Annotated in this window: 12 protein-coding genes and 4 tRNA genes; 1 reads left to right on the forward strand and 15 read right to left on the reverse strand. The window is 65.3% G+C overall.

Going from position 1 to position 11443, the window contains the following annotated elements; genetic code table 11:
• The 9 genes from ACRDUX_RS35720 to ACRDUX_RS35760 all read right to left on the reverse strand — a co-directional run.
• On the reverse strand, positions 1 to 325 hold a 325-nt coding region (locus ACRDUX_RS35720; protein ID WP_526421401.1), incomplete at its 3' end, for a hypothetical protein.
• A gap of 569 nt (positions 326 to 894) precedes the next feature.
• Positions 895 to 2331 carry an AAA family ATPase gene (locus ACRDUX_RS35725; protein ID WP_526421403.1) on the reverse strand — a complete coding sequence of 479 codons (1437 nt, stop codon included), beginning with the start codon at positions 2329 to 2331 and terminating at the stop codon, positions 895 to 897.
• 145 nt (positions 2332 to 2476) lie between these two features.
• Entirely contained in the window at positions 2477 to 2722 is a 246-nt protein-coding gene (locus tag ACRDUX_RS35730; protein ID WP_526421405.1) for a hypothetical protein, read from the reverse strand.
• Positions 2719 to 2898 (reverse strand): hypothetical protein, encoded by a 180-nt coding sequence (locus ACRDUX_RS35735; RefSeq protein ID WP_526421407.1) that lies wholly within the window; start codon positions 2896 to 2898, stop codon positions 2719 to 2721. Before ACRDUX_RS35735 ends, ACRDUX_RS35730 begins: the two co-directional genes overlap by 4 nt.
• Positions 2895 to 3599: a GIY-YIG nuclease family protein gene (locus ACRDUX_RS35740; RefSeq protein WP_526421409.1), complete on the reverse strand. Its 705-nt coding sequence runs from the start codon at positions 3597 to 3599 to the stop codon at positions 2895 to 2897. Before ACRDUX_RS35740 ends, ACRDUX_RS35735 begins: the two co-directional genes overlap by 4 nt.
• Positions 3596 to 3829: an excisionase family DNA-binding protein gene (locus ACRDUX_RS35745; RefSeq protein ID WP_526421411.1), complete on the reverse strand. Its 234-nt coding sequence runs from the start codon at positions 3827 to 3829 to the stop codon at positions 3596 to 3598. The genes ACRDUX_RS35740 and ACRDUX_RS35745 overlap by 4 nt, the downstream gene beginning before the upstream one ends.
• A 321-nt stretch (positions 3830 to 4150) precedes the next feature.
• Positions 4151 to 4225: transfer RNA gene (locus tag ACRDUX_RS35750), tRNA-Val, on the reverse strand.
• Between the two features lie 15 nt (positions 4226 to 4240).
• Positions 4241 to 4311: transfer RNA gene (locus tag ACRDUX_RS35755), tRNA-Cys, on the reverse strand.
• Positions 4312 to 4338: 27 nt separating this feature from the next.
• Positions 4339 to 4411 (reverse strand) — tRNA-Gly (locus ACRDUX_RS35760).
• Between the two features lie 800 nt (positions 4412 to 5211).
• On the opposite strand from ACRDUX_RS35760, the gene ACRDUX_RS35765 reads away from it, so the two are divergent.
• Positions 5212 to 5286: transfer RNA gene (locus ACRDUX_RS35765), tRNA-Val, on the forward strand.
• A gap of 219 nt (positions 5287 to 5505) precedes the next feature.
• Here ACRDUX_RS35765 and ACRDUX_RS35770 read toward each other — a convergent pair.
• From ACRDUX_RS35770 to ACRDUX_RS35795, 6 genes are all read right to left on the reverse strand, one after another.
• Positions 5506 to 6360 (reverse strand): universal stress protein, encoded by an 855-nt coding sequence (locus ACRDUX_RS35770; RefSeq protein WP_526421413.1) that lies wholly within the window; start codon positions 6358 to 6360, stop codon positions 5506 to 5508.
• Positions 6357 to 7772: an amino acid permease gene (locus tag ACRDUX_RS35775; protein ID WP_526421415.1), complete on the reverse strand. Its 1416-nt coding sequence runs from the start codon at positions 7770 to 7772 to the stop codon at positions 6357 to 6359. The genes ACRDUX_RS35770 and ACRDUX_RS35775 overlap by 4 nt, the downstream gene beginning before the upstream one ends.
• A 190-nt stretch (positions 7773 to 7962) precedes the next feature.
• Entirely contained in the window at positions 7963 to 8412 is a 450-nt protein-coding gene (locus ACRDUX_RS35780) for a DUF6319 family protein (RefSeq protein WP_526421417.1), read from the reverse strand.
• Positions 8413 to 8527: 115 nt separating this feature from the next.
• On the reverse strand, positions 8528 to 9514 hold the full coding sequence (locus ACRDUX_RS35785) for a LacI family DNA-binding transcriptional regulator (protein ID WP_526421419.1): 987 nt from the start codon (positions 9512 to 9514) through the stop codon (positions 8528 to 8530).
• A 143-nt stretch (positions 9515 to 9657) separates the two neighbouring features.
• On the reverse strand, positions 9658 to 10545 hold the full coding sequence (locus ACRDUX_RS35790; RefSeq protein ID WP_526421420.1) for an N-acyl homoserine lactonase family protein: 888 nt from the start codon (positions 10543 to 10545) through the stop codon (positions 9658 to 9660).
• A 48-nt stretch (positions 10546 to 10593) separates the two neighbouring features.
• Positions 10594 to 11443 (reverse strand): ABC transporter permease (locus ACRDUX_RS35795; RefSeq protein ID WP_526421422.1); only part of this gene is annotated, 850 nt, incomplete at its 5' end.

Genomic DNA, 11443 nt, shown 5'->3' on the forward strand with positions numbered 1-11443 from the left:
GACGAGGCCAGACGATGGCCCGCGACTGCTCGATCGTGACCGTAGCTCCGAAGGACTCAATCAGGCGAGCGCGCCTCCGTGCGCCAGACCGTGACCGGTAATAGCGGTTCGTCGACGGCCACCTGAACTCCGACGTGCGGTTGCGCCGCACGTAGTCCTCGTCCGGCTGCCATCCAGGGGGTGCCCAATGCGGCACCGGGACCCAGGCAGCAGGCTGGCTGGTATCAGGATAGTTCAGCTCCAGCGCTGAGCCCTCCGGGTAACTGAGAACCTGGACGCGATACAAACGCTCGCCCTTTTCGATGAGGTACAGGCTTTCAGTCATAGCGACCACTCCTTTCATAGATGCAAAGTGGTGTTCGCCCTGAAACGACGGTTCGGGGGAGGTCAAAAGAGCTATGACCAAGCAACACAGAGGTGTGTCGCGCACACCCTCGACTAGGGGCCACTGCGGGCACGTCGTGCCACTCGTCGGCCAACAAGATGCGGGTCGCTGTGGTGTTCATCGTGTGGTGCCTCCGAGCGATTTGGTCTTGACGTTGTGCGTACAGAGGCCGTGTCACCACGGCGAGGGCCGTTCGGGTGGTCTCCAGGGATCTAGACGCCACGTTCTCCCCACGAAGGCCAGGAGGTAGCGGGCCAGGACGTAGATGGATGCACCTCCGCAGAACCAACCGGTGAACTCAGGCCAGGGCATGGGTGCTCCTTTGGGTAGATGTTGGCCAGGCGATGGGTGCTCCCTTGCCAGGACATGTAGGGCAAGGGAGCAAGGGAGCACGAAGGGTCCCGTATCTCTCTCCATCCACTCTCTTGCTCTCTTTACTGGTAGAGAGTGTTTTGATGTGCTCCCTTGGAGAGGCCAAGGGAGCAAGGGAGCAAGGGAGCAAGGGAGCGTCATTCGGACTCCCTGGCGCTCTCTTGGTCACTCTCTGGGGTGCCTTCATGCCCTGGGAGACGTGTAAACCATGTCCCCGTGGCCCCATCCTTCACCGACTTGGCCCGCAACCTCTTCTTTGCTCGCTTGGCCTGGTCCACGCTGAATCCCTCAACCTCTGCGGCGCCGTAGAGATCACCGGACCACCGAGGCCCGTTGGCCAGGTAGCTGGCCAGCCACCCAATGACCGTCTCGTCATCGTTGCCGTCGGTCCCACGGCCCGAGGCGAAGGCGTCGGCGATGTGCTGTTGGGCGGTCTGGTCGGTCTCCCCGGCGTAGGCCAGGCGCGGCACCGTGCCGTCGTGGTCCTCGGTCGGCGAGAAGTGCTGTACCCCGGTCACACTGAATCGTGACGCCATGACGGCGGCGGCGGTGTTGGCCTTGTCGGGGCCGATCACCAGATTGCCGTCGTCGTCGCGCTGGGCGAACAGCGTCATGCGGGCCTTCTTGCGCAACTCGCCTGTGGCCCCGTACTTGTCGCGTGCGTTGGCACTGTTGACACGGTTCGTGTGCGTCAGCAGCAGTACGGCGGCATCCGTGGTGATCGCCACCTCGCGCCACGGGTGCAGGGCCTGGCGTGCTTGTTGCGGATTGCGCACGTCCAGCCTGGCGGGCACGGTGTCCAGCCAGGCGTCCACGACGACCAGCACCGGCGCGGGATCGGCCTCGGTGATCAGGTGGAGATCACGGGGGAACTCAGGCGCGCCACTACCGTCCTCCTCGGTGCAGATGACGTGCACCATCGCCAGATCAGCCCCGGCGACCTCCAGACGGGGGCGCACCGTGGTGGACCAGTCGTCCTCGGTGACCACGACGACCACGTGGCCCGGTTCGCGTGCCGGGATTCCGAACTCCACCAGTGGCTTGCCGGTGGTGATCGGGGCGGCGAGGTACACCCAAAACAGGCTCTTGCCGATGCCTTCGTCGCCCACCAAGAGGCTGACCGCAGCGCGTGGGAGGCGGTTGCGCGCCAACCAGCGCGGTCGTGTGGCGGGCGTGAGATCAGCGGCGCTCCAGAGCCTGGGCATCCCGTCGTTCCCAGGGCCACGGCCCGCCTGCTCCAGCACGGCGGCAGACTCGTCGCGCAGGAATCGCAATGCGACGTCGGCGTCTTCCATCTTCTCGGCCCCGCGCCGAATGACGTCCTGGACACGGTTGCGACTGTGCCGCTTCTGCAGCCACTCCACGCACCACTGGGCAGTCTCGTCGATGTCATCGGCATGGGGCAGCGGAACCGAGGGGTACTCCGTCTCCATCACCAACGGTGTCGGGACGGCCTGCTTGGACTCCCAGTGCTCCGTCATGAACTCGAACATCAGTCGGGACACCGGGTCCTCGAACACCGCCGGGTGCAACCGGGCCGCGATCACCGTGGCCATGCCCTCGGGCGTCGTCATCAGGGCAAGCAGCTTGTGCTCGGCGGTCCCAGAGGCACCAGCGCTAGGGCGCGGACGCCGTGGCGTGGGCGTATCGTTGCCGGTGGTCCTCTGCTCGGGCTTCGTGGTCGCCTCGGTCTCTACACCGGGGCGATCTTCTTTTACGTCAGCCACTTGCCACCTCCCGGCGCAGGTGCATCAGGGCACGGTGAGCACCAAGGCGGGTCCCGACGACCATCGGGTGGTCATGGACGCCGTGTGAGGCCACTGGGCACCCCGGATAGGCCACGGAATGACTCTCCGGGTTCTCGACGCACACGGCGCAGAGCACGGTGCCCCATTCCCCCACGGAATGGGTGCTGGCACTCGGGATCTCGCGGGCGCAGATCGCGCAGGCGTAGGCGGCGTTCACTGGTCGCCCTCCTCGGCATCGAGGACCCGCCCGGTCACGAAGTCGACGACGAGCGCGTCGTGTTCTTCAGCGAGGTAGGCGCGGTACTCATCGGTCACGGCCCCCTGTGCGATCAGGTATTCACGCAACCTGACGGTCGCAGCGCGGCGACCGGTGAGAGTGATGACGTTGCTCATCCGGCCACCAGCTCGTCGTGGTGCTGCGCGTGCTCGCCAGCACCGGCGCGGTCGTCGGCCTCGGCCAACCCCACGTCGGCGAGCCTGTCAAAGTCGGCCATTGCTGCCGAGACAGCTCGACTCTGAGCCGCGTTCGGGTTGGTGTGGTCGTGGGGGAGCAGTGCCACGTTCAGTAGCGGGCGGTACTGATGGATCAATCGAACCTCGGTCCGGTCCATCGTCGGCCTGTCGCGGCAGCGCATCAGTTGGACACGCCTGACGAGTCCACCCTTGGCCGACGACGGCTGCATGTGGGAACCGAGACGTGAGAGGACGTTCGTCGACTTGCCCACGTACACGGGGCGTTCGGGGTCGTCGCCCCACAGGATGTAGACGAAGCATCCCCGGGGGTCGAATGACTCGCCAATGCTTGCCGCGACGATGCTGGCGGCTGCGGATTGCTGAGTCTTCGCGACGAGGTCCGACTGCTTGCGAACTGCACGCTCGCTGCATTCCAGCCGGTCGAGCAGCGCGGCGATGCAAAATTCAACGCGAATTGACTGCGAGCGAAGCTCGCGCCTCAACTCTTCCATGGGGTCGACTGACTGGTGTGCGAGACAGCCCTCGGCGCAGGCACCGGCGAGAATCGCAAGGTCACTGAGGCCCGTATGAAGCTGACGAACGAGGTCGTGATCCAGCTTGTGGTACTTCGGCTTACTCACACCGCACCACCGAAAGGCGTGAAAGCAGCGTCGATCTCGTCGAGGTCCAAGCGGATAAACCTGTTGCCCATGCGATAGCCGACCAGCCGCCCGTCGGTGATCATCTGGCGCACGGTGCGCTCAGTGACATCGAGGTATTCGGCGGCCTGGTTGATGGTGCAGTACCGACGCCGACGGGCGCGGTTCGGTGATGGATTGGTGCGCCGTGCGGCACCGTGGTTTGAACTCACGTCGATTCCCTTCGAACACACAATTAGCCACGTGACTAGTTCGCCCTGCGCGTGTGTGTGTCCGAAACTGGCGCTCTGTGGTGGCCAGTCGGGATCTTTCGAGCGAGCGCCCTGAGGACAACGAGAAGGTTGCCGGGCCTCGGTCTGTGGTTGATGGTACACCGGTGTTGTTAGGGGTCAACCAGCAAACTCGCGAATTGTGCGGAAGCGTCCCTAGAGCACGCCGGGAGGCCTAAAGGCCCTGGTGAGATGTTTGCCCATTCTTAGCCCACAGGGCTGGTTTAGTGGGCCTAAATACTATGCCTGAGCTGCACAGACATGTGGTGCGCGATACTGGGATTGAACCAGTGACCTCTTCCGTGTCAGGGAAGCGCTCTCCCGCTGAGCTAATCGCGCCAGGATCTATCTCGGAGGTGGAGACGGGAATCGAACCCGTGTGCACGGCTTTGCAGGCCGTTGCCTCACCACTCGGCCACTCCACCGCTGGGTTGATGCGTCTGCACCCATCGAGCGGATGACGGGATTCGAACCCGCGACCCCAACCTTGGCAAGGTTGTGCGCTACCAACTGCGCTACATCCGCACGCCACGGGCGAGTTCGTCGCCCATCGCGAAGGACGACGATAGTGCATCGACGCTCGGCCGCACAAATCTCGAGAAGCCGCGTGGCTGCTGCCCTCATCGGGTGCTCAGTAGCGCTCGTCACGTTCGGCGACGCGACACGCGGTGATCGGGTCGCAGAAGTCGCCGGCATCGACCTGCCGGCCGGCGATTGTGCGACGGTGTCCGGCCAGTTGGATGGCCAGGTAGCAGGGTTCGTGGGACTTGTCGCGGGGTGTTCGGGAGCGGGGCGCAACGACCGTGGCCGCGCAACTCGGCCGATGAAAGCGCGAATGCCATTGTCTGTCAGAGCAAGTGGTCTTGGCGCACGCGCTACCGAGAAATCCGTGCCTGGTCGCCACGTCACGACACGTGATGGCGGTCCCGCCGCCATCGCACTCACCGTGCCTGCCGCGATCGGGACTTGCCGTAGGGGAGCTGAGTGCCTCTACCGAGTGCCCTGTCGCCCCGCAGGGACGGCACGTGGCGTCACTCCCGCTGACACCGCCCGGTTCCGCTCGCTGACGTCGCAGCGCGCAGTGGCCGGGTCGATGCGGCAGGCGACGTTGCCGCTCGGGGAGGCGTGCCTCACGGGGTCCGCCAGTGCCGAACTCTGCCCGCCGCATGCAGACACCACCGCGGAGGTCGCGGCGAGGAGTTCGGCGCGTGCTGACGCGAGAATTCCCGGCGGCCCTGTCGCCACGTCGTGGGTCGGGATTCCCGGCGGAATGCCGTCGCGTGATAATCTTCGTCGTCCATCGATCAAACGATCGATGCCTCCCTGGTCTCGTAGCTCAGTGGGAGAGCGTCCGCCTCACACGCGGAAGGTCGCTGGTTCGATACCAGCCGGGACCACCAGTAAAACACCAGCTCAAAGGCCTAACTGGCCGGAGAGTTTTTTCAATTGGGAACGCCATCCGGCCAAACTCCCCGCCGATCCGGCTGGATTCGTTGCGCGTGCCGTCGAGGACATCGAGCGCCGAGGCGACGTCGTCGCACAGACCGGCGTAGATGTGCGCCGTCACCGTGATTGAGGCGTGCCCCAGGGTTCGAATCTCTCAGCTCCACCGAGGGTCTTCACGTCGCCGTCTCCTCACCCGGAGTGACGACCATCGGGACCTGAAGGACACGCAGGATCCTGGCGGCGGTGGAGCCGATGAAGAGGCGGCGGGGTGGGGCGAGCCGGCTGGAGCCGAGCATCAGGAGATCGCCGTCCTCCCAGTCGAGCCCTTCCACGGCTTCTTCAACCGTGGCACCGTCGGCGACGACGGCCGTGACGTCAGAGCCCTCGGGAAGCGCTGCCTTCGCGGATTCGAGTGTGGCGTGGGCGTGTTCGCGGGCAGCCTCCACACCATGCTCACCGTGTCTGTCGAGCGCGACGAGCGAGACCAACCGCAGCGGCGCCCCGGTCGCCTTGCTTGCTCGCACCGCGGTGTCGAGCAGGAGAGCCGCGCCGGGGCGATCACCGATGGCGCACGTGACGCTTCGGACGCGTTCCACGTCGGAATGGCGGGTGCCTCGCGGAGCAACGGCGACCGGAACCGGCGCGAAATGCAGCAGGTCGTCGACGAGCGAGCCGAGCGACAGGCTTCCGGCCAGCCCGCCCCCCGATCCGCCGACCACGATGGCCTCGGCGTCCAGTCGAAGTGCTTCCGCGCTGAGCGCGCCAGCGACCGAAACCTCGACCAGCACCGCACCTCGAGCCGTGACGTCGTCGGGCACCAGCCTCATTGCCTCCTCGAGCCATTCCGAGCCCTGTTCGGCGAGCACGTCGTGGAACTTGTCGGACGTCACGCGAGGGGTGGTCACGTCGTCCGGGGCAAGCACCGTCCGCAGTTCCAATTCAGCGCCGAGCGTTCTGGCGAGACGAACGCCGAGCGAAACGGCGTCGGCGCCACCGGATGTCGCGAGATAACCGACGATCAGCTTCACTTGGGCTCACCCGCCTTGCCGTGCTCGACGTGGGGGATGGGCGTGCCCTCTTCGGCGAGGGTCTCCTCTTCGATCTTCATCGTCAGCGGATTGCGCAACCAGCGGGTGGCATAGACCAGCACCGCGAGGCCGACGGCGAACCAGATTGCGCCGTAGAGAAGAGCGTCGAAATGCAGGTTGAGCCACAGCACCGCCGTCAGGCACATGCCGATCACCGGCAGCACGATGTTGGTCAAGATCTCCTTTGGCGTGTTTCGCTTCTTCAAGCGGACGGCGTAGTAAAGGAGCACGGTCAGGTTGACGACGGTGAACGCGATCAGGGCGCCGAAGTTGATCATCGACGAGACGAACTCGAGTGTGAACTTGACGGCCAGCAGCGACACCACGCCGACGATCAGCACCGCGTGCAGGGGCGTCAGGAATCGCGGATGGATGTAGGACAGGTAGCGCGGAATCCGGCCCGTGCCATTGCGTCCCATCACGTAGATCATTCGGGAGACGCTCGCGTGCGAGGACAGGCTCGACGCGAACATCGCGGCTAGGGCGGCCGAGACGAACAGGATCTTGAAGAATTCGCCGCCCACCTTCAGCGCGAGCTCGGGCAGCGTGTCGTCGGTGACCTCGAAGCCGTCGAGCGTGGGGAAGGCGGCCTGGGCGAACCACGCGCCGAGGAAGAAGATTGCGCCGCCGATCAGCAGCGCGAGGACGATCGCCTTCGGCACGGTGCTCGGCGATTTGGCTTCCTCGCTGTACATCGTGATCGCGTCGAACCCGATGAACGAGAAGCACACCACCGTGGCGCCTGCGGCGACGGCGCCCATGTTCACACCCGCGTGATAGAGCGGTTCGAGCGTGAATATGGTGCCCTGGCCCAGGCCGTTGTGTATCGAGTTGTAGGCGAGCACGATGAACACGGCGATGAGCACGACCTGGAAGACGACGAGTACGCCGTTGATGTTCGACGTGCCCTTGATGCTCCAGGCGTTGAGCGCGGTGACGATGGCGACGTAGATGAGGACGAAGATCCACGACGGCGCGTCGGGGAAGAACGACTCGAAGTAGATCCGGCCGATGACGGCGTTGACCATCGGCAGTAGCAAATAGTCGAGCAGCGAGGACCAGCCGACGAGGAAGCCGACGTTGGGGTGGATCACCTCCGAGGCGTAGGTGTACGCCGACCCCGCCGAGGGATAGACGCGCGTCATCCGGCCGTAGCTGATGGCGGTGAACACCATGGCGATCAGCGCGACGATGTAGGCGAGCGGGACCAATCCATCGGTCTCGCCCGACACGATGCCGAACGTGTCGAACACGGTCATCGGGGTCATGTAGCCGAGGCCGAGGCCGACGATCGCCCACAGCCCGAGGGAACGTCCGAGATGCGGTGTGGAGGATGTTGAGGTCTGTTGCACGAGAGACCCTCTCAATTGACCGTTCGGGTAGGCCCCACGTCGCCCACGGGAGTGGCCGTCGGTTCCCAGACGGACACCTTATCCAGCGGAAGTCGATCGCCGTACGGGTTTCTGGTGGTCTGCTGTCGGAACCCTCGATGTTCGTCTGAAACAGCGATCGAGCAGTCGCTCGAATGACATCCGGAGGCGCTCAGTCCAGGTCGGCGAGGGCCCTGCGGGCGGCTTCCAGTTCGGCTTCGAGGGCAGCGACCTTGGCGGCCTGCTGGGAGCGCGCCTCCTCGATGACCGCGTCGATCGGGGTGGAGAGGTCCTCGTGCAGTTCCTTGGCCGCGCGGGAGACGGCGGCGGCCGCGACCGCGAGGTTGCGGGCCAGGTAGGTAGTGCCCTGCTTGAGCTCGGCGTGCCATTCGCCGTCGGCGGTACCGGTGACAGTGAGGGTCAGCTCGAGAGTCTTGGTCTTCTTGCCGGCCGTTTTCTTGGCCGGAGCCCTCTTGGGCTTCTCCTCGGCAGAGACTTCAGCGTCGGGCGCCGCGGGCACCGTCGTACTCCCAGGCGAAGTGCTCTCGACGGAAGGAACCAGGAGGTCGGGCGTGTGGGAGTCGGTGGGCGGCGCTTCTGCTGTCAGGGTGTCTACAGTCATCGTTGCGGCGAACTCCTTCTGAACATCGCCCGCAGTGAGCGGGCCGGCGTTGAGTAGATGAGCGCCCATTAGAACACATGTTCGACGACCGGGCCAGCTTGACTGACGTCGTGTGTCAGCCGGTGGTGCCGCGCTGAATGAGTTCGCCTCCGAGAACGATCTTTTCAACGGGCTTGTCACCGTCTTCGAGGCGTTCGAGCATCAGCCGGGTGCCGATGGTTGCCAGCCGCTCAACCGGTTGCCGTACGGAGGTGAGGTCATAGGACTTCCACGAAGCCATCGGAATGTCGTCGAAGCCGACCACCCACATGTCGTCCGGTACCCGCAGCCCGCACTCGCGGACGCGGTCCAGCGCACCCATCGCCGACACGTCATTGGTGCAGAACAGTGCGGTGGGTGGCTTGGGGAGGTTCAGGAGTTTCCCTGCCGCCTGGTAGCCGAAGTCGTACGTGTAGTCCTGGGCGGCAACGTATTCCGGTGCCAGCGTGATGCCGTGGGAGTTGAGGGCGTGCACGAAGCCGCGCTGGCGGTCACGGGTCGTGCTGGCAGCGTTGCTGGCCCCGATGATGGCGACCGTCCGGTGCCCGCCCTGGATGAAGAAGTCGGCGACGGTGCGGCCACCGTCGAAGTTGTCGGTGGTCACCTGATCGGCGGGAAGCCCCTCGACACCGCGGTGGACGAGCACGAATCGACTGTGGCGCCTGATCGCGGCCTTGAGCATCTCGGAGGTTTCGATGACGGCGGTGAAGATGACGCCGTCCACCGACCGGGAGGCCATGGCGTCCAGCGCAGCCTCGTTGAGGCGCCCGTTGGAGGTCCACAACGACACCTTCTTGCCCGCTGCGTCCAGTGCTCCGGTCAGTGCGTCGAGCAGATACGGATACCAGGGGTTGCCGAGGTCGTCGACGACGACACCGATGGTGTTGGTGACACCGGTCTTCATGGCGCGCGCACCCAGGTCTGGGACGTAGCCGACGGATTCCATGGCGGCCAGCACCCGTTCGCGGGTGGCCTGGCTGACCGCACCGTTCTTGGAGACGACGCGTGACACGGTGGCCTGCGACACGCGCGCGAGCCTCGCTACGTCCCTGCTGGTGGCCATGGCTTGCGTGTCTCCTCGGATCCGCTGGTGGGCTGTCACCATCATCCTTGCCTACGATCCGCCCCGCCGGGTCATGGCGACGGGCGGGCGTGACGGGGTTAGCCGGACAGGTCACCGCCCGGCCGTGCCGACGATGACGGTGCTCAGTGTGCTGCGACGGGCTGGGGGAGGAAGTGGCTGATGATGCCGTCGCCGTAGAGCGTGCGTTCGCCGTCGATGTAGAAGCGTCGCGACGCGACGTCGAGTGCCTGCAGCGGATCGGGCGCTTTCGGCATCGCGGCGAAGGACTCCGCGTCGTGACTGACGAACAGGCTTCCGTCGGTGGCGTGGGCGAGCGCGGTCAATCGGTGCAGGGACCGTGATGCCTGCAGGGCGTCGGTGGTGATCCCAGGCGGGAGGTCGCGGCGGACGTTCTCCCTGCAGTACACGGCGTCGCCGGCGACGATGAAGGTGCCGCAGTCCGGTACGTCCCACAGCACGACTGATTGGTGCCCCGGGGTGTGACCGGGGGTCGCGACGAGATGGATGCCGGGCAGGATCAGCCAGTCACCGTCGGCGAACTGCCAGCGAATGTTCTCCGAGCCGAAGTCCGATCGCAGATAGATGCGGTCGGCGAAGCGGTCCGGGTTGAAGGCGAAGCGGTGTTCGGCTTTCTGCACGACGTGCACGGCGTCGGGGAAGAACCGTGCCGAGCCGCAGTGGTCGTGGTGCAGATGGGTGTAGATGACCATCTTGACGTCATGGGCGTCGAGGCCAAGCAACGCCAGCTGAGCGTACGGGTGATTTTCGTCGGTCATGTGTGGCACAACGGCTTTCGCCAGATCTGCGCCCCAGGTCTTCTCGGGGTCGGCGATGCAGTCCGGGTCGTTGCCGCCGTCGATGAGGATGTAGCCCACCCGGGTCTTGAGCAGGAACATCTGCACGGGGATGAGCAGCCGGGACCCAAAGTTGCTTCCGGGCACGATGGTGCTGGCCTCGACGTCCAGACTGCCCCCGTTGAGTACGTAGACGGCTTCCACGATGGTTTCCATGACGATCTCCTTACCAGGTTGATGACGGTGCGGGCACGGGGTGCGCAGTTACTGGCGCAGCTTGGGCACCCGGGCGTTGAGGAACAGCATCCCGACGAGCAGCAGACCGGTGACGACCTGGCGCAGCGCGTCGGAGACGCCGATGGTGAGCAGGAAAGTGGTAATGACTTGCAGCGCAACGGCTCCGGCGGCGCTGGAGGCTACTCTGCCTTCGCCGCCTGCCAATGATGCGCCACCGATGACGGACGCGGCGATGGTGAGCAGGAGGTAGTCGCCGCCGAGGTCGAGGTTCGCGGTTCCGGCGTAGCTGAGCAGCAGCAGTCCCGCGAGGCCGCCGCAGATGCCGGCGGCGACGAACGCGATGACCACGACGCGGCGCACGTTGACCCCGGCGAGGCGGGCGGCTTCGCGGTTGCTGCCGACCAGGTAGAGGTTCTTGCCGAAGCGAGACTTGGCGATGAACACCGACAGAGCGATCACCAGGACCGCGACCACGATGGTGACGTAGCGGATCCCCAGGATGCTGTCGCCGGTGACGGCGGCCAGCACGTCGGGGACCGAACCGCTGGGAGTTCCCGAGCTTGTCAGCGTCAGGATGAATCCCTGGGCGATGACGAGGGTGCCGAGGGTGACTACTAGTGCGGGGAGCTTGGCGAACGCCACCAGCGCGCCGTTGAGCAGACCGAATAGGGCACCGATGGCGATGACCGCCAGGAGTGCCACCAGCACCCACGGGGTGCCCCCATCCATCAGCATGAACGCGACCACGGCAGTCAGCGACATGAGTTGTCCCACCGACAGGTCGATGCCGAAGTTGCCGGAGATCATCACGATCGTCTGCCCGCAGGAGGCCAGGGCGAGGATGGCTGCGATGGCCACGATCTGGTTGATGTTGCCC

This window comes from Mycobacterium sp. (assembly GCF_050701675.1).
Lineage (GTDB): Bacteria > Actinomycetota > Actinomycetes > Mycobacteriales > Mycobacteriaceae > Mycobacterium.